General features: G+C 40.4%; 18 protein-coding genes. 6 read left to right on the top strand and 12 right to left on the bottom strand.

Going from position 1 to position 18,428, the window contains the following annotated elements:
• The first annotated feature begins 207 nt into the window (after positions 1 to 207).
• Positions 208 to 1,305, top strand: a complete 1,098-nt coding sequence (locus G6W42_RS10045) for an MBL fold metallo-hydrolase (protein ID WP_194173885.1) — start codon at positions 208 to 210, stop codon at positions 1,303 to 1,305.
• Between the two features lie 19 nt (positions 1,306 to 1,324).
• Complete coding sequence (locus G6W42_RS10040) at positions 1,325 to 1,612, top strand: hypothetical protein (RefSeq protein ID WP_021085374.1); 288 nt, start codon at positions 1,325 to 1,327, stop codon at positions 1,610 to 1,612.
• A gap of 605 nt (positions 1,613 to 2,217) precedes the next feature.
• Here the strand turns inward: G6W42_RS10040 and crcB are convergent.
• Positions 2,218 to 2,571: a fluoride efflux transporter CrcB gene (crcB, locus tag G6W42_RS10035; protein WP_103574962.1), complete on the bottom strand. Its 354-nt coding sequence runs from the start codon at positions 2,569 to 2,571 to the stop codon at positions 2,218 to 2,220.
• On the bottom strand, positions 2,571 to 3,410 hold the full coding sequence (locus tag G6W42_RS10030) for a biotin synthase (RefSeq protein WP_194173884.1): 840 nt from the start codon (positions 3,408 to 3,410) through the stop codon (positions 2,571 to 2,573). The genes crcB and G6W42_RS10030 overlap by 1 nt, the downstream gene beginning before the upstream one ends.
• 122 nt (positions 3,411 to 3,532) lie before the next feature.
• On the opposite strand from G6W42_RS10030, the gene G6W42_RS10025 reads away from it, so the two are divergent.
• Positions 3,533 to 3,868, top strand: a complete 336-nt coding sequence (locus tag G6W42_RS10025) for a hypothetical protein (protein WP_194173886.1) — start codon at positions 3,533 to 3,535, stop codon at positions 3,866 to 3,868.
• Positions 3,869 to 3,976: 108 nt separating this feature from the next.
• On the opposite strand, the gene G6W42_RS10020 is transcribed toward G6W42_RS10025, so the two are convergent.
• Entirely contained in the window at positions 3,977 to 4,696 is a 720-nt protein-coding gene (locus tag G6W42_RS10020) for a leucine-rich repeat domain-containing protein (RefSeq protein ID WP_194173883.1), read from the bottom strand.
• 59 nt (positions 4,697 to 4,755) lie between these two features.
• Positions 4,756 to 6,870 carry a type I DNA topoisomerase gene (gene topA / locus G6W42_RS10015; protein ID WP_194173882.1) on the bottom strand — a complete coding sequence of 705 codons (2,115 nt, stop codon included), beginning with the start codon at positions 6,868 to 6,870 and terminating at the stop codon, positions 4,756 to 4,758.
• Positions 6,871 to 7,071: 201 nt separating this feature from the next.
• Between topA and G6W42_RS10010 the strand changes: the two genes are divergently transcribed.
• The gene (locus G6W42_RS10010; RefSeq protein WP_194171220.1) at positions 7,072 to 8,652 is read left to right on the top strand and encodes a flagellin B; all 1,581 of its coding nucleotides are present in this window, start codon (positions 7,072 to 7,074) and stop codon (positions 8,650 to 8,652) included.
• 236 nt (positions 8,653 to 8,888) lie between these two features.
• Here the strand turns inward: G6W42_RS10010 and G6W42_RS10005 are convergent, their stop codons facing one another.
• The 8 genes from G6W42_RS10005 to dcd all read right to left on the bottom strand — a co-directional run bounded on the left by G6W42_RS10005 (position 8,889) and on the right by dcd (position 16,798).
• Positions 8,889 to 10,877, bottom strand: coding sequence for a motility associated factor glycosyltransferase family protein (locus tag G6W42_RS10005; RefSeq protein ID WP_194171221.1), 1,989 nt, complete (start codon positions 10,875 to 10,877; stop codon positions 8,889 to 8,891).
• Between the two features lie 9 nt (positions 10,878 to 10,886).
• Positions 10,887 to 11,915, bottom strand: coding sequence for a pseudaminic acid synthase (gene pseI / locus G6W42_RS10000; RefSeq protein WP_194173881.1), 1,029 nt, complete (start codon positions 11,913 to 11,915; stop codon positions 10,887 to 10,889).
• Between the two features lie 3 nt (positions 11,916 to 11,918).
• On the bottom strand, positions 11,919 to 12,377 hold the full coding sequence (gene pseH, locus G6W42_RS09995; protein ID WP_194173880.1) for a UDP-4-amino-4,6-dideoxy-N-acetyl-beta-L-altrosamine N-acetyltransferase: 459 nt from the start codon (positions 12,375 to 12,377) through the stop codon (positions 11,919 to 11,921).
• On the bottom strand, positions 12,362 to 13,234 hold the full coding sequence (pseG, locus tag G6W42_RS09990; protein ID WP_194173879.1) for a UDP-2,4-diacetamido-2,4,6-trideoxy-beta-L-altropyranose hydrolase: 873 nt from the start codon (positions 13,232 to 13,234) through the stop codon (positions 12,362 to 12,364). Before pseG ends, pseH begins: the two co-directional genes overlap by 16 nt.
• Positions 13,235 to 13,915 carry a pseudaminic acid cytidylyltransferase gene (gene pseF / locus G6W42_RS09985; protein ID WP_194173878.1) on the bottom strand — a complete coding sequence of 227 codons (681 nt, stop codon included), beginning with the start codon at positions 13,913 to 13,915 and terminating at the stop codon, positions 13,235 to 13,237.
• Between the two features lie 2 nt (positions 13,916 to 13,917).
• Positions 13,918 to 15,030: a UDP-4-amino-4,6-dideoxy-N-acetyl-beta-L-altrosamine transaminase gene (pseC, locus tag G6W42_RS09980; RefSeq protein WP_194173877.1), complete on the bottom strand. Its 1,113-nt coding sequence runs from the start codon at positions 15,028 to 15,030 to the stop codon at positions 13,918 to 13,920.
• Positions 15,027 to 16,022 (bottom strand): UDP-N-acetylglucosamine 4,6-dehydratase (inverting), encoded by a 996-nt coding sequence (pseB, locus tag G6W42_RS09975; protein ID WP_194173876.1) that lies wholly within the window; start codon positions 16,020 to 16,022, stop codon positions 15,027 to 15,029. The genes pseC and pseB overlap by 4 nt, the downstream gene beginning before the upstream one ends.
• A gap of 215 nt (positions 16,023 to 16,237) precedes the next feature.
• Complete coding sequence (gene dcd, locus G6W42_RS09970; RefSeq protein ID WP_103647751.1) at positions 16,238 to 16,798, bottom strand: dCTP deaminase; 561 nt, start codon at positions 16,796 to 16,798, stop codon at positions 16,238 to 16,240.
• Positions 16,799 to 16,911: 113 nt separating this feature from the next.
• On the opposite strand from dcd, the gene G6W42_RS09965 reads away from it, so the two are divergent.
• Positions 16,912 to 17,754: a DUF3737 family protein gene (locus G6W42_RS09965; RefSeq protein WP_194173875.1), complete on the top strand. Its 843-nt coding sequence runs from the start codon at positions 16,912 to 16,914 to the stop codon at positions 17,752 to 17,754.
• Positions 17,755 to 17,774: 20 nt separating this feature from the next.
• A complete protein-coding gene (locus tag G6W42_RS09960; RefSeq protein ID WP_194173874.1) occupies positions 17,775 to 18,335 on the top strand; it encodes a YcxB family protein in 561 nt (186 codons plus the stop codon).
• The last annotated feature ends 93 nt before the right edge of the window (positions 18,336 to 18,428 follow it).

Here is an 18,428-nt window from a genome sequence, read left to right as displayed (position 1 = left end):
GTTTAAGATATGCTATTAAAAGGCGTTATTTTCGTATAATTAATCAAAAAAGATTAATATTTCATAACAGATAATTACTAAAAAGAGTAAAATTATCTTAATTAAGTTTAAATTTAAAAATTAGTTTTTTAAGCTTGGGTTAATTAAATGAAACTGAAATTTAAAAATCTAAAATATAATCCCACTTTCAAATTTAAAAGGTTATTGATGGAAATTTTTATAGTCATAGTTTTGTTTATCGCTTCAGTTTTTGCTTTTATGAAATTTGCCCCTGTTTTTGGCGGCACACCAGATGCCAAGAGCCAAAAGCTCATAGAGGCTTCACCAAATTTTAATGGCAAAGTTTTTATAAATTTAGAGCCGACGATTGATATGGTAAAGAAAAATCCGCAAGCGTCTATGTTAAATTACGTCCCTCAAGCGCTCTTTCCACCAAAAGACAAGCTACCAAAGCGCCCTTTGCCAAATTTAAAATTTGACGCAAACGCCCTCAAAAATGGCGAGTTTATCTGGCTAGGACACGTTAGCCTAATCTGCAAGCTTGATGGCAAAATCATCATCACAGACCCAGTTTTGCACCGCGCATTCCCTCTCCCACTTGGCGGCAAGCCCTTTGCCTACGAGCACGACATCACCGCTAGCGACTACCCAGAGGTGATCGACATCGCCCTCATCTCGCACGACCACTACGACCATCTTGATCATAAAACGATACTTGAGCTAAAGGATAGGATAGCCAAATTTCTAGTGCCACTTGGAGTCAAAGCTCACCTCGTAAAATGGGGCGTGGATGAAGGCAAAATTTACGAGTTTGACTGGTTTAATGAGCAAAAGATAGGAAATTTAAACTTTACTTTTTGCCCCTCAAGGCACTTTAGCGGGCGCACATTTAAAAGAAACACCACGCTTTGGGGCGGCTGGGCGGTAGAGGAGGCTGGCTTTAGCTTTTACTTTAGCGGTGATGGCGGATATGGCAAGCATTTTAAGATGATAAATGAGAAATTTGGCGGCTTTGATCTAGTTTTCATAGAAAATGGCGCTTACAGCGACGGCTGGCCTTACGTGCACATGAAGCCAGAGGAGTCAGCGCAAGCACTAAAAGATATTGGTGCAAGGCTTGGTGTGCCGGTGCATTGGGGTAAATTTGATCTTTCTTATCACGCTTGGGATGAGCCGATCAAGCGTTTTGAAAAGGCTGCGACAAAACTTGAGCTAAACTACGTAACGCCAATGATCGGAGAGGTTTTCACCGCGCAAAATCCACCTAGAAAAAAGTGGTGGAATAAAATTTGCTCTAAATTTTAAAATCCAAAAGGAAGTGCAGATGAAAATTTCTGAAAATTTATCAAATTTAAAAAATGCCATCGACAAGGCTGCAAAAAACGACCTTGACTCGAGTGCGACTGGAAGCTTTTTGCAAAATTTAGAAAAAGCAAACAAAGAGACAGAGAAAATCTATGAAAAGCTTGAAAAAGAGCTAAAGAGCGATGCACAGATGTTTAAGCAGTTTGACTTCATGCAGATGATGACAAAGCTTCAATACGGCAACCTAAAATCAAGCGAGCGTGAAGAGCTTATAAACAAAATGAGCAAAATCGCTAAAGAAATTTAGCCGTTTAGTGTGGCTTTACGGTGAGCTAAATTTGGCTGTTTTGCGTAAATTTATGTGGTTTTTTGCTGAGTAAATTTGCCAGAAAATGTAAATTTACTCGCTTGCAAGTTATTAATATCCTCATATTTGCCACATCTTTTGCCAAATACCTGTTGCACACTGGGCGAGATAGCACATCGATATATCACATGCGCAAAATTCCAGCAAATTTCTCAAATGATTTTATTAAGCTAGTCAATAAATAAAGGCAAATTTTAAATTTCATGAACGAGTGATTTCGACTCTAAAATTTGAGCTAAGCTGTAAGCGAAGCCAAATTTTAGTAATCAATTCTTGCGAGTGAATGAAGTTTTAAAATTTGCAAAGACAGCTTTATTAAATTTGTAAATTTCTTTTTTATTTAAAAGGGAGACAAGGGGACTTGAATTTTGCTTCGCAGGCTCGCAACTGCGGGGCAGACACGAAGCCGTCCCCTTATCCCCCTTTTTAAATCCTCCAAACCCCTCGCACGTTCAAAGTGCATGCGATAGCGCTTCGCACTGCATGCGGTTAAAAAATCTAGCAAAATTTAAATTTATAAACAGATCTGTTAAATTTGCAAGCTCTCACAAATTTTTACCAAGCAAAATGCCAAAATAGCTTGCAAGCAGGCAAAGGCTAAGGTTTAAAATTATATTTAAAAAGCCTTTTACGAGTTCGCCTTCTAGTAAAAATTTAACGCTATCAAGGCTAAAGCTTGAAAACGTGGTAAAGCCGCCAAGTATGCCAACGACTAAGAAAACCCTTACGCTTTGGCTTAAATTTAGGCAAAATAAAACGCCGATAATGAAGCTGCCAAGCACATTTACGCCAAGCGTGGCTAGCGGAAAGTGACTAAATTTTAGTAGCTCGCCAGCTAAAAACCTGCATCCAGCTCCGATAAAGCCCCCAAGCCCTGCACAAAGTAAATTTACTAGCATTAGTGGCAGATGCTTGCAAAGCTAAAACCGCGCTTTGTAAGCTCCTCGATGTCCTTGCTCGCCTTCTCGCCCTTTGCGGTGAGGTAGTCGCCTATCACGATCGCATCTGCGCCATTTTCGAAGATCTCGTACTGCCTCTCGCCCAATATCTTCTCCCTGCCGCCAGCTATCATGACCCTAGTTTCTGGCAGCGCGCTTTTGGTTTCGCGCACGATTTTTAGGGCTTCATCCGCGCTAAGAGGTGGCTGATCAAGCCTTAATGCGTCACTTTTTATGAAAAAATTTATAGGCGACGAAAACGGCTCAAGCTCTTTTAGGCTAGCTCTAAAGCTCACCCTGTCAGACTCGCTCTCGCCAACGCCGTAAATGCCGCCAGTGCAAAGCATGAGCTCAGCCCTTTTTGCGTCTAAATTTGTCTGATATCTCTCGTCCCAAGAGTGCGTTGTGCAGATTTTTGAGAAATATTCACGGCTTGTTTCTAGGTTGTGGTTGTAGCTAAAAACGCCAGCTTTTTTGAGCTCACAAAGCTGCTCGTAAGTCGCCATGCCGTTACATGCGATGAGCATCAAATTTGGCACTTCTTTATGCACAGCTCTTGCTAAAGAAGCGATATAGTCGGTCTTTTTGTCATTTAATCTGGCGCCACTTGTGACTAAACAAAAGCCAAGAGCGTGGTTTTTATATGCCATTTTGGCCTCATCCACCACCTGCTGCACGCTTTTTTCTTTAAATTTCGTGATATCAGCGCCAGTTTTGGCACTTTGCGTGCAATATGCGCAGTCCTCAGCGCAGTTTCCCTGCGTGACAGAGCATATCGCACAAAGCATAATTGTCTTCATTTTTGATCCTTTTTTGGGGAGCATTATAGCTTTGGTAGGTTTAAAATTTAAGTATGATCGTCTTGAATTTACAAGAAATAGGTAAATTTAAATGTTTATTCCTTTGTTAAGTGGGAAGAGGCTTGAATTACGGTCTGCTTGCAGTTGCGAGCTCGCGAAGCAAAGAAGCTCCCTTCCCCCTTAACAATCCCCTAACCCCTACAACGTTAGAGGTGCATGCGATGGTGCTGGCGCACTGCATGCAGTTTATGACAAAGAAACTCAAGCAAATTTTAAAATTTATAAGCGAGCATATCACGGCTCTAAATTTAGTGCTAAACGAAGTGCAGCCTAAATTTAGTAGTCTGCTAAGGCGAGTGAGTAAGATTTTAAAATTTGCAAATTTGCTTCTTAGCACATATAAATGTCAGACAAATTTTAAAATTTCATTAGCGAGTAATTTCGGCTCTAAAATTTGAGCTAAGCGATAAGCGAAGCCAAATTTTAGTAGTCAACTCTTGCGAGTGAGTGAAATTTTAAAATTTGCCCTTAGAAATAAAACTATGCAAAAACTTAAATTTACAGCATTACTTTTTCTTATAAATTTCCGCTCTCTCTTTTAAAAGCCCTGTTTTTAAATTTGGCAAAGCATTAAGCTCGTCAAAAAGTCCAAAAAGTGCGTGTTGTGGCGGCAGGCTTAGGTGGGTGAGGGATTTTAGAGATAAGATAGGCGAGTAGTCCTTGCTTTTTAGCCTAGCCACCAAGATCACAAGGCTGGTTAGTCCGGGCATCTGGCGTAAAAACTCTAAGCTTTCTATGTGGATAAATTTAGGCGAAAGTCCGTCGCCACTGATATCTAGGCTCTTTAAATTTTGCAAATTTGAAAGCGCAGAGTAGTCGCTTATCTTTTGAAAATTCTCCACCGCAAGGCTTTCAAGCCCAGTAAGTGTCGCAATCGGCGCTATGCTTTTTACGCTAGCACCAGAACCTACAAAAAGGCGCTTTAGACTAGAAAGATTTGTTAGCGCATCAAGGCTCTCATACGAGCCCCATTTGATATGAAGGCTCTTTAAATTTCTTTGGTAGCACACCGCGTCAAAGAGCTCTTGAGGCATTTTGGTGCAAAAGCTAAGCTCATTAAAGGCGCCCTGCTCGCTTCTTAAAAAGTCGCACCACTCATCAAGCACCGCTCTTTTTTGTTTGGCGGTTTTATACTGCGGCGTGAAGCTGTCCCCTAGCTGCGTGCAGTTTATCACAAGGCTCTTTTGCCCTTTATACTGGCTAACTTCTATGATGGTTTCAGGCATTTAAAGTCCAAATTTATAAGCCAAATTTAGGCTCAGGGGCTTAAATTTGGCTAGAAATTTTAATTTTCAGAGATAAGTGTCTTTTTCTTGCACTTTGTGCACTCTATAAATGTGCCTTTTTTAAGCTCTTTTTTGATCATATCGCCGCCGCACTCATCGCATTTTTGCGCGACTGGCTCGTAGTTTGAGATGAAGTCGCATTTTGGATAGTTGGCACATCCATAAAATTTACCACGCCTGCTAAATCTCTCGACGATCTCGCCGCCACATTTTGGGCATGGCACGTCAAGCTTTTTAAGCTCACGTTTTGGCTTGGCTGCCGTTGTAGAGCCAGTTTCTGCACTCTTTTCATTATCTTTTGCGACGTTTCTTGAGTATTTGCATTTTGGGAAATTTGAGCAAGCGATAAACTCGCCATATCTGCCCTTTCTAAGCACTAGCTCGCTTCCGCACTCTGGGCACTTCTCGCCGATCGGAGTGGCTGTTTTTAGGCTTTTTATGCCAGTTTTGCCAGCGCTGATTTTTTCCATAAATGGATAGTAAAAGTCGCTTAGCACCTTTTGCCAGTCAGCCTTGTCAAGCGCGATCTCATCGAGCTTTTCTTCAAGATGTGATGTAAATTCGCTATCGACGATGTTGCTAAAGTGCTCCTCCAAAACGCCTATCATGCTAAATGCGATCTCGTTTGGTATGAGCTGCTTTTTCTCGATCCTTACGTAGTCTCTTGAGGTTAGCAGCGAGATGGTCGGTGCGTAGGTGCTTGGGCGGCCAATTCCTAGGCTTTCTAGCTTTTTAACAAGGCCGGCTTCAGAGTACCTAGCTGGCGGCTCGGTGAAGTTTTGCGTGCTTTTTATGTTTTGCAAACTCATCTCATCACCCTTTTTTAAATTTGGCAAAATTTTATCCTTATCAAGCTCGCCATAAACCTTGTAAAAGCCGTCAAATAGCACCTTTCTGCCACTTATCTTAAACTCGCCTTTTTCGCTTGCGACATAGACGTTTTGCGTTTGGCTCACACATGCGCTCATTTGGCAGGCTAAAAATCTATTGTAGATGAGCGTGTAGAGTTTGAGTGCGTCTTTATCTAAAAATTTAGCGGCGATTTGTGGTGTGAAGTTTAAATTTGTAGGGCGGATCGCTTCGTGGGCTTCTTGCGCACCTTTTGAGCTTGTTGTGTAGCTGATCGCTTTGGCTGGCAAGTACTCTTTGCCGTAGTTTTGCAGGATGTGCTCTCTAGCGGCTGCTACAGCCTCTTTGGCTAAATTTAAGCTGTCTGTTCTCATATATGTGATCGCACCCATGAAGCCCTCGTTTGTTTGCACACCCTCATAGAGGCTTTGCGCGATCATCATCGTCTTTTTAGGGCTAAAGCCAAGGCGGTTGCTCGCACTTTGCTGAAGGGTTGAAGTCATAAATGGCGGGCTTGGTTGGATCTTTCTATCCTTGCTCTCGATCTCACGGACGCTAAATTTCTCATTTTGTAAATTTTCGATGATATATTTTGCGCGGTCTGGGTTTTGGATAGTTAGCTTTTCGATCTTTTGGTTTTCAAATTTAACTAGCTCGGCGTCTAGATCTTTTTTAAAAACGGTGTCGATAGTGTAGTATTCAACCGGCTTAAATGCCTGAATTTCACGCTCGCGATCGACTATTATCTTTAGCGCCGCACTTTGCACACGTCCAGCGCTTAAGCCTTTTTGTATCTTTAAATTTAAAAGCGGGCTTAGCTTGTAGCCAACGATGCGGTCAAGCAAGCGCCTTGTTTGCTGGGCATTGACGCTGTTCATATTGACGTGTCTTGGGCTTTTTAGAGCGTTTTGTATAGCGCTTTTGGTGATCTCGTGAAAGACGATGCGAGGCAGGCTGGTTGGCTCTTTGCCGATGGCGTTTGCGATGTGAAATGCGATCGCCTCACCCTCTCTATCCTCATCGGTCGCGAGGTAAATTTCATCAGCACTCTTTGCAAGCTCTTTTATCTCTTTTACGATGGCGGAGTGATCGCTGCTGATGCGATACTCTGGGGTAAATTTATCATCCTCTATCTTGATGCCAAAGCTCGTTTTTGGCAAGTCTCTGATGTGACCTTTTGAGGCGATGACGTTGTAACTTTTGTCTAAGAAATTTTTAATAGTCTTTGCTTTTGCAGGAGATTCCACGATGATTAAGCTTTTCATTTATATATAGCCTTTGAATTTTTTGGCGTAATTGTAGCAGAAATAATTTTTTAGAGTGTAACGTGTGAAAAATTTTTAGGTGGAGTGCGATTTTTGTTTTTTATAAAAAATTTTATGCATAGCTCTAAACTTTTTTAAAAACCGATCGATATAGTTTTCGTGCGACATGAAGTCGTAACTTAAAACATAAAAGGATTTACAATGAGTTTTCGTATTAACACAAACGTAAACGCACTTAACACACACGCTAACGCAGTTAGCAACAACACTGACCTATCTAAGTCACTTAACAAACTTAGCTCAGGTCTTCGTATCCAAACAGCTGCAGATGACGCTTCAGGTCTATCTATCGCAGATAGCTTAAGAAGCCAAGCTTCAGCTCTAGGTCAAGCTATTGCAAACGGTAATGATGCTATTGGTATCATTCAAGTTGCCGACAAAGCTATGGACGAGCAGTTAAAAGTTCTTGACACTATCAAAGCTAAAGCTACTCAGTCAGCTCAAGACGGCCAAACAACTCAATCACGCCAAGCATTGCAAGCTGATATCGTTCGTCTAATGGAGGAGCTTGACAATATCGGTAACACTACTTCATTTAACGGTCAGCAACTACTAAACGGAACATTCTCTAACAAAGAATTCCAAATAGGTGCTTATTCAAACCAAACTGTTAAAGCAAGTATTGGTGCGACTACATCTGATAAGATCGGTCTTACACGTTTTGAGAGCTCAAAACTACTTACTCAAACAGCAGCAGGTGCGATCAGCCTTACATTTGTAAACGTAGATGGTGTAAACAACGTAAAAGTTCAAGCTGCTACTCTCTCAACTGGCCTTGGTAAAGGCGTAGGCGCTCTAGCAGAGAACATCAACAAAGTTGCAAACGAAACTGGCGTTCGTGCTACTTATGATGTTACATGGAAGGGCAGTAAAGCTATCGCTGCTGGTGAGATGAAAGATCTTGAAATAAATGGCGTAATTATAGGTGACATCAGCGTTAAAGCAAATGACGAAAATGGCGCACTTATAAACGCTATCAATGCCGTTAAAGACCAAACTGGCGTAACAGCTTCACTTGACAAAGGCAAGCTAGTGCTTACATCAGTAGATGGCCGCGCTATACAAGCTAAATCAACAGCAAATACAGCAAAGGTTGCAAACAATATGTCTGCTATCTTTGGTTATGCTGGTAAAGGCGATGACCTTGTAAAAATGGGCGCAGCACTATCTACTATGTTTATCGGAAGACTAAACCTAGTTAAACTAGATGGTCGTGATATCAAAGTTAGCACTGGTGGCGCTGGTAATACACTAGGCGGTCTATCAGTAGCCTTTAGTATGTCATCTAAGGCAAATAGTAACGGTGGTGCTCAAGCATCTGTTTCTTTGCGTGAGATCAAAGGTCAGATAGATAAAACTCTAGCTGCTGCTATGGGCTTTACTAGAATGAACAATAGTGGTGCTATGACATCTAACCAAAGTGCTGGTGTTATGACATTAACTGGTGCGATGGCTGTTATGAGTATCGCTGAGTCAGCTCAAAAAACACTTGACCAAATTCGTTCAGACCTTGGTTCAGTTCAAAACCAACTTCAAGCTACAGTTAATAACATAACTGTAACTCAAGTTAACGTAAAATCAGCAGAGTCTCAAATCAGAGACGTAGATTTTGCTAGCGAGTCTGCTAACTTCTCAAAACATAACATCCTAGCTCAATCAGGTGCTTATGCTATGAGTCAAGCAAACAGCGTACAGCAAAACGTAATGAAGCTACTACAATAACGTAGCTAGTTAAATTAAGTTTTGAATAAGGCTTTGTTGCAGTAGCAAAGCCTTAATGTGTTAATGCTTTTACAATACGCAAACCCCCAAGCCTCAAAGCCTAGCTTTGGGGCTTTTTAAATTTACAAGCAATAAAATCAATATGTAAAATAGTGTTTTAAATAAAAGCCTCCAAAGATAGAAAACTTTAAAGGCTTTTTATTTGAGTTTTGAAGTAGACGATTTTAAAGCCCAGCTTATATCAAGCCAAGCTTTTTAACTTCTTTAAGTAAATTTTTACTAGCTTTTTTTGTAGTTTTTATCTCAGCATCTAAGCCACCAGCTAGAGAAAATAGCCAATATTTATGCATCTCTACCCACTCTGCTAGTTTATTTACCTTTTGTATAGTCGTATCACTAGGCTCAACTGAAATTTTAGCTAGCTCAAGCTCTTGGTAATATACGGAGATAGACAAGATGTATTCGATATATCTTCTATACTTTTGCCTTCCTGCAAATTCCTTAGCTTTATCTATCTTTTTTGTTATAGATAATAACTTCTTAAAATGCTTCTCGCTAAGCTCGCCTTTATCTCTTATCTCTATCATTTTGTCTATATCTGGAGTGACTTCTAAAAAGACCTCTTCAAGCTTTTGCTTTACCTCTTCTTCAAATTTGATCTTAGTTTGTATAAATTTATAGGCTTGCAAAAGCTCTTTTTTTATGGTTTTTTCATTAGGAAAACTAATGTGAGGTAAATTTTTTAGCTCTTTACCACGAGTGAGCTCCTCCATAACTTGAATAAAAGGCTTTTCTATGGTGCCTTTTATCATAGCGCCGCCTTCTGTGCAGTTGTAGTTTTTTATGCCTTTTTTGTTTGTTGACTCGATGTCTGATTCGTATTGGTTTTTAAATTTATCCCAAACATAAGTCGTCCTAACCTCACCTACTCCGCCGTAAGCTGTAGTGTATAAATTTTCATCTGCCTGGGCAAACGCATGTCCTGTTGCATGGCTTTTGCCATCTGGTGCAAAGGCTAGGTCTTGACCTATCAAGACTATATTTTTATGATCTAGCACATAAGCTAGTTGATAGGCCTGATTTGCCGTGCTAAGTCCTATGCCAAGATAGCCATGCTTGTTTAAACCCATAGAGCATTCGGCTTGTGGGCGAAGCGTAAGCACTAAGCGTCTTGGCAAAATATTTTTTACACTTTGAGGGTGTGTTAGCGATGCTACGATAAAGTATGCGTCTTTATCTAAATTTCCATTTCTCTTTTTAAAAAAGCTCGATGTTTCTATAACTCTTTCTATAGACGTAACATAGTCTGGCTTGATGCCGTGCTTTGCAAGTATCGGCAAAGAGGCATCTAGGCTAATAACAGTAACATAAGGGGCAAATTTCTTAAGCGTATCAAGCTGTTTATCTAGGCTTGGTCCAGTAGCTACTATCACAGCCGTATCCATAAGGCCTTTTCGTTTTTTTATGAGGTCTTGATAGACATAGCCCTTTATCAGCTGAGGCAGGTTTTCGGTGTTGTTTCTAACACCTTGAAGTAGGTCATCTACGCTATTTCCATGTGATGCTACGACTTGTGAAATGGCTCTTACAAAATATTGATTAATTCTATTATAGTCATCTGCAAATTTATCATAAAAAGGCGTGTGAACATGAAAGTTATAGGTTTTTGCATATACTGAATAAACCTGACCTATCATAAGCTGATAAATTTGCGAATAGGTTGTAAGCTCTGAATAGAAAATAATAAGTCTTTCGCTAAGCAACTCTTTTGATAGATCAACTAAATTTAATGTGATGTAAAGTATCTCAAGGTCTGGTTCGACGACAATAATATGCTGGTGAGTTTGGTTATAAAGCAAAGCTTTGTAAAACACTCCGTTGCCAAGTCCATAGAAAAACATCACTGGATAGCGCTTACACTGAGAGCCAAGCCCTTCAAGCATATTTTGTATATCGGAAGCTGGCTTTTCATAAACATAAGATAGAGTTTTTTTGTCTATTATATTTATATCGATCGGATCTTTGCCGATAAATACTTCATAGTTTTTTTGCTCCCCCAAAGAAAAAAGCCTAGTAGCCAAAATCTCATCTTGAGAAAATAGCGCATTTAGGTTATTTCTAAAAACAGCATTTTCTATTTTATTGACAGTTTGGGCGTATTCTTTTGCTCTCTCTTCACTTTTTTCTTGTGGCGCAACGACACCATCATGAAATTTAATAGCCATTTTTCCTCCTTATAAATCCTCTTTTGTTAATCTCTCACTAAATTTTATATCTCTTTTTGCTTTTTTGCCAACTAGCTCTTTTAGAAATTTAGGATGCAGGCCATATCCTGGGCGCACGCTCCTTATATTTTGCTCGCTAAAAATTTCACCCTTTTTTATATCTGCGCTTGCATAAAGCGAGCGTGAAAATCTCCTGTTTAAAATCGCTTTTTCATCTAGCTCGTAGTTTACCATACCCAAAAGCTCCTCAGCCTCTCTAACACACTTTGTCATAAGAGCAAATTCACTCTCATCAAGGCTAAATGCGCCATCAACGCTTTTTACGCTTTTATCAAGTATAAAATGTTTTTCAACTATCCTAGCGCCCAAACTAACCGCCACTACTGGGGCTGTCACGCCCAAAGTGTGGTCTGAAAAGCCAACCTCAACGCCAAATTTCTCTCTCATATCAGCTATCGTTTGTAAATTCATGCCATTTAGCGGCGCTGGGTAGCTTGAAGTGCATTTTAAAAGGGCGATGTCGTTATTGCCTGCATTTTTGCAAATTTGCACCACCTCTCTTATCTCTTCTTCGTAGGCTATGCCAGTTGAGATGATGATGGGCCTACCTTTTTTAGCTACAAACTCTACAAAATCATAGTCCGTCACTTCAAAGCTTGCGATCTTATAAGCTGGGGGGTTAAACTGCTCTAAAAAATTCGCATCGTCCTTACAAAATGGGCTTGAAAAACAAACAAGCCCTTCCTCTTTTGCCACTTTAAAAAGCTCAGCATGCCACTCTCTTGGCGTTAGCGCCTCTTGGTAAAGCTCGTATAAATTTCTCTTATCCCAAAGTCCGCCTTTGATGACAAAGTCGTCTAGGTGCGAATTTAGAGTCAAGCTATCAGGCGTATATGTCTGAAGCTTTATCGCGTCAGCTCCAGCGCGCTTAGCCGCCTTTATCGTATCTACCGCCGTTTTTAGGCTACCGCTGTGATTAGCAGAGAGCTCTGCTATTATAAAGACCTTTTTGTCAGTATCAAAATTTCCTATTTTCATCTGCTAGTCCGTTTCATTTTTAAGCTCAAGATAGCTAAATTCGTCATCTTTTGCATAAATTTTAAAGCCAAAATTTTCATAAAGTGCGAGCGCTTTTTTGTTGTTATTATAAGCTTTTGCCTTTAGCGAGCTAACTTTTAATGTAAAAAAAGCATACTCTTTTATGAGATCAAGCAGCTTTTTACCCACTCCTTTTAGCTCTGGGTTTTTATAAACGCCAAATTCGCAGCTTTGCTTTGTGATATCAACAAAGCTTATCACGCCGATAAATTCGCTCTCGTCCTTTACTAGAAAATAGATCTTATCTTGAATGCTCTTTAATCTCTCTAAAAAAGAAAAATGCTCCGCTTTGCTAACGCTTTTGTTTTTCATAAATTTAGCTATGCGCTCGTCGTTTCGCCACTTTAAAACCATCAGCTTTTGCTCGCCATTAAGCGAGGTAAAATTTATAAGCTCAAGCAAATTTCATCTCCCCAAAAAGCTTCATAGCCATTTTCTTTTAGCCAAGCAAAGATCTCTTTTTGATTATCAGCCACGCAAATGGCTTTAAATTTAGCTCCCAAAACGTAGGCCTCATTTACAAGCGAGCTTGCTGTTATGATGAGCGTTTTGGCCTCGTTCATCAGCTTTGCTACGCTTTTGCTATCTACAAAAAGGCTTAAATTTTCACTCTTACTTGATAGCTCTTTTAGTGCGCTCAAATTTTTATTTCCGCTTGTTGTTATGACGGCTGTTTTTAGCTTTTTAAGAAGCAGTTTTTCTGAAATTTTAGCGCTTAGCCCTGAAATATCAGTGCCTCCAAGAATGATAGCGTAGTCGTAAATTTTCTCCCTTTTTACCTGAGCTTCTTCATAAAACTCATCTCTAACTAGCAAAAACTCTTCTCCGCAAAGTATCTTGCAGTCCTTTTTTATCAGCCCGTCATATCTTGCTTTTTGCGCATATAAATTTACATTTAAAATATAGTCTGCAAAATGTTTTTCATAGGTATCGTCAAATGATAAAATTTTAACGCCAGTTTTTTCTTTTATAGCTCTTTCGTCTTCAAAGCTAAAGCCGTAGTGATCGATGATGAGAAGTTCAAATTTATTATCTTTTATAAGCTCGCAAAGCTCATCTATCTCGCCACTTTGTAGGCTAAATTTAGGGTAGTTTATCTCATCAAAAATGTCACCTTCAAGCCTTAAAGATGCAAATGAGATGTCGCTAAATTTTTTAGCAAGTAAAAGGTCTCGCCTGATGTGCCCATGCCCTATCTTGCTGCTACTATCGGCGCGCACGAGCGTTTTTAGCAGGGGGAGTCCTTTAAATTCTTTCAATCAAATCTTTCCATTGTTTATCAAATAAAGCTTTTTAGCAAACTCAAAATCCTCTATCGTGTCGATGTCGCAGACTAAATTTCTTGGCAGCAAATATGCCTTTGAGTGTGGCGCAAAGATAGCGCTACACTCCAGCCAAGCCTCTTTTTTACCAAAATAAAATGCCCCAGCATCATGAAAAGCAAGCTCTAAATCTTGGGAGCGCGTCCTTTCAAACTGCGGATAAAACATGCTAACTCTAGCGTTTTCATCAAGCTTTATGGCTCGCTGGATAGGAAAATCAAATGCAGTCGCTGAAAATAAAAATTTACACTCCTGCTTTTTAAACTCTCCTGCGGCCTCTTTTAAAATTTCAGCCCTTATAAGCGGCGCTGTCGCGTAAAGGCAGCAGACGTCACTAAAGCTAGAATTTACGCGTCTTATCGCGTCTTTTATCACGTCAGTGCTTGTCGCGTAGTCATCGCTTAGGCTAGCCTCTCTAAAAAATGGCACGCTAGCTCCAAATTCTCTAGCCACATTTGCGATCATTTCGTCATCAGTGCTTACGATCACTTCGCTAAAAACTTTAGAATTTAGCGCGGCCTCGATGCTGTAAGCGATCAAAGGCTTGCCTAAAAAGTCTTTGATATTTTTGCCAGGTATTCTCTTGCTGCCGCCTCTTGCTGGGATAATGCAGATCATTTTTACTCACTAAAGCTTTTTAGCATGTCAAAAAGCGTGCTTGCGACAAATTTAGCATCATTCACGCTCATTCCGTGATGGCACGGCAAGCTAAGCTCGGCACTATAAAATTTCTCCGCATTTGGCAGTGAAATTTCACCAAGTAGTGCTTTATAAAAGCTAAATTTATATGTTGGCTTGTAATGTACCTGCACACCAACGCCTTTTTGCAAAAGTGCTTCAAAAATTTGCTCTTTTTTATCCCAAAATCTCTCATCTAAAAGCACTGGATATAGGTGCCTTGAGCTAGTTGTATTTGCTGGGATTTTTATAGTTTTAAAGTATTCGCACCCGCTAAATTTATCATCATAAAATTTAGCTATCTCATTTCTTTTAGCGATAAAGTCGTCCAGCCTTTTTAGCTGGCTAAGCCCCAAAGCGCAGGCTACGTCTGTTATCCTGTAGTTGTAGCCTAGCAGGCTCATGTCGCTATCCCAAAGCTTTGTTTTAGTGATGCCGTGGCTTCTATAAAGCCTTGCAAGTCTTGCTAGCTCGTCGTCGTTTGTAGCAAGCGCGCCACCCTCAAGCGTGGTGATAGGCTTTACTGGATGAAAGCTAAATATGCTAATATCAGCCTTAACGCCCACTTTTACGCCGTTTTGCACGCTACCAAGGGCATGAGAGGCGTCGTCTATCACTTTTATGTCGTGTTTTTTGGTTAAATTTATGATCTTATCTAGCTCCACAGGGTTGCCACCGTAATCAACCGCAGTTATCACCTTTGTTTTTGGAGTGATAAGAGCTGGAATTTTCTCTTCATCGATATTGCCATTTGTTTTTACATCGCAAAATTTGACCTGCGCTCCTGCCATCAAAGCCGCATTTGCAGTGGCTGCAAAGGTGATAGGCGTCGTGATCACTTCATCGCCCTCCTTGACGCCAAGGCTAAGATATGCTGCATGCAGGGCTGAAGTGGCTGAGTTCATGGCGATCACGTGCTTTACGCCAACATACTTTGCCAGCTCTTCTTCAAATTTACTGACTTTCTCGCCACCTGTTAAGATGTCGTCTCTTAGCGCGTCCGCTACTACTTTGATATCTTCTTCTGTAATCTGCTGGCGGCTGTAAGGTATCATTTGCCGTCTCCTATCATCTCAAGAAGACCTGCTCTATCGAGCCAAATCTTATTTGTATTTGAGCTATACTCAAAGTCTTCGCTCACTGGTTTGCCCTTTTGATTTAACGCATTTACCGAAAAGTCCTGAGCTGTCGTGAACTGAATAGACGGGCTTATCACGTAATAATCATCAAATTCATAAGTTAAATGCGCGTCATCTCTTGATATCATCATCTCATGCATCTTTTCTCCTGGGCGAATGCCTATGATCCTTACACCAAGGTCTGGTGCAAGAGCCTTTGCAAGATCGACCATCGTCATAGAAGGGATCTTTGGTATGAAAATTTCACCGCCCTTCATCCTTTCAAAGTTTTTAAGGACGAAATTTACGCCTTGCTCAAGCGTGATCCAAAACCTAGTCATCTTTTCGTGAGTGACTGGCAGCTCTTTTTCCCCTTGCGCGATCAGCTTTTTAAAGAGCGGCACGACCGAGCCTCTAGAACCAACGACGTTTCCATATCTCACGACGCTAAATCTCGTCTTTTTCTCGCCTACGATGTTGTTTGCGGCGACAAAGAGCTTATCGCTGGCTAGCTTTGTAGCTCCATATAAATTTACAGGGTTGCATGCCTTGTCAGTTGAGAGCGCGATAACCTTGCTAACGCCACACTCCAAAGAGGCATCGATGACGTTTTGGGCGCCATCTATGTTTGTTTTTATGCACTCCATTGGGTTGTATTCTGCTATTGGTACGTGTTTCATCGCAGCTGCGTGGATGACGTAGTCTATGCCATTCATCGCAGTTCTTAAGCGCTTATAGTCTCTCACGTCGCCGATGAAAAAACGCATGGCTTTGTCTTTAAACATCTGAGCCATTTCGTATTGCTTTAGCTCGTCGCGTGAGTAGATAACTAGCCTTTTTGGCTTATATTTTTTTAACAAAATTTCGGTGTACTTTTTACCAAAACTTCCTGTTCCGCCGGTGATCAATATCGATTTGTTATTAAACATTGTGCGCCTTTTTGCTAGTCATTTTTGATTTATAAATGGCTAATTAGAGTTAATTTTTATAAATTTTTAAGCAAAAGCCGTGCCAAATTTAAAATTTGTTTATCAAAGCTTCGCTCTTTCTAGCTTCTATTTCGTCAAAATTTCGTTATTGTTTAGGGTTTTTATAAAAAGTGGGCGATAAATTTAGCCTTTGCAAGGTCACAAAGGCATGAAATTTACTTCAAAATTCTAGGCAGCGTGATGCCTTCTTGGGCTTGGTATTTGCCGTTTTTATCAGCATAAGTCACCTCGCAAGGCTCATCACCTTCGATAAATAGCACCTGCGCGATGCCCTCGTTTGCATAAATTTTAGCAGGAAGTGGTGTCGTATTTGAAATTTCTATCGTGATATGCCCCTTAAATCCAGGCTCAAAAGGCGTCACATTTACGATGATACCGCACCTTGCGTATGTACTCTTGCCAAGGCAGATCGCCAGCACGTTATCAGGCATGTTAAAGTACTCGATCGTACGCGCTAAAGCAAAAGAATTTGGCGGCACGATGCAGACATCACCCTTAAAATCAACCACATTTTTCTCATCAAAATTCTTTGGATCAACGACGGTTCCACCTATGTTTGTAAAAATTTTAAACTCATCGCCCACGCGGATATCATAGCCATAGCTAGAAACGCCGTAGCTAACGACGCCACGCCCCACTTGCTCCTCGGCAAATGGCACGATCATGTTCTTTTCAACCGACATTTTCCTTATCCAAGAGTCTGCTTTTAAACCCATTTTTGCTCCTTTTTTTGGGCGATTATAACGCTTTGCGTCTTTAAAGTAAATTTAATGGCACTTTGCAGTAAAACTAGTATAATTTTGAGAGCGAAATTTCATAAAGGACAAAAATGCAAGAGAGAAATGCAGAAATTTTTACTGGCGAGCGTGCGATGTTTGGGGCAAAGGGGATAAATTTTACTAACTGCATCTTTGAAGACGGCGAGTCACCACTAAAGCACAGCTCAAATTTAAAGCTAAACGAGTGCGTTTTTGCCTACAAGTACCCGCTCTGGTATGCAAGCGACATCACGCTAAATGGCGGCTATCTCGAACCTCTAGCAAGAGCTGGCATGTGGTACAGCACAAATTTACGCTTCAAAGACGTGGTTATAAATGCGCCAAAAAGCTTTAGAAAAAGCTCGCAAATTTTGCTAGAAAATGTAAATTTCTCAGACGCCGCCGAGACACTTTGGGGATGTGTGGACGTAAAGCTTAAAAATGTCTTTGCAAAGGGTGATTACTTTGGGGCAAATAGCGAAAATTTAGAGGTTGATGGGCTAAGCTTGGACGGCAACTACTGCTTTGATGGCTGCAAAAATCTTCGCATCACAAACTCAAAGCTCATCTCAAAAGATGCCTTTTGGAACTGCGAAAACGTGCTAGCACAAAACTGCCTCATCTCAGGCGAATACCTAGCCTGGAACGCGAAAAATGTGACGCTCGTAAACTGCACGATAAAGAGCTTGCAAGCGCTTTGCTACGTGGAAAATTTGATCGTGAAAGATTGCACTTTTATGGATACTAGCCTTGCTTTTGAGTATTCAAGCGTCGATGTGAACACAAAAAGCTGCATAAAAAGCATAAAAAACCCAAAAAGTGGCGTCATAAGAGCTGGCAAGATAGAGGAGATCATCGTAGACGGCAGTTTGGTTGATACTGATAAGATAAAAATAATCACCGATGAAATTTAGCCAAAATTTGAAGGAATAAAATGCAAAATGAAAAATTTAGAGCAAAATTTAGTATAAAAAACGATGCTAAATTTAAAAAACTGCTACGCGAAGTCTCAAGCACCGTCTATAAAAAGAATAAATTTGTATTTTTAATGAGGGCGATCGAACTGCCTTTTGCTGCGCTATGTGGAGTAGCTTTAGTCACGCTTTTTGACATTTCTAGGCACGAGCTAATAGTATATTCTGATATGGATGGCGTCTCTACTTTGGCAAGAAATTTAGCCATCGTTTTGTGTGTTGGCGTGATCTTGCTTTATATTTATGCGGCCATCATCAAGCCAGTTTTATTTACTAGGGCCATTTACTCAAATATCGATGTTGAGCGCGAACAAGAGATCGTTGTATATGATGACGAGGTCTTGTTTGCCACAACTACAAGCACGGTTCATTTTTCATATGGCACGTTTCTTGGCACTTGTGAAACAGATGATTTCATAGCTTTGCTCTTAAAAGAAGGCTCTTTCTTACATATCCCAAAAGAGTCGCTAAATGAAAAAGCACAAGAAATTTTGGAATTTCTAAAAGAAAAAATAGACTGAATTTAGTAGCAAATTTTTAGGCATTATGAATTAAATTTGCTGGCTATATTCAGACTAAAATCGCTAAAAATATAGAGATAATCACAGATGAAA

Source organism: Campylobacter concisus, from assembly GCF_015230015.1.
GTDB classification, from domain to species: domain Bacteria; phylum Campylobacterota; class Campylobacteria; order Campylobacterales; family Campylobacteraceae; genus Campylobacter_A; species Campylobacter_A concisus_AF.
The sequence above is the reverse complement of the archived record's forward strand: the minus strand, read 5'-3'. Positions and strand labels throughout refer to the sequence as shown.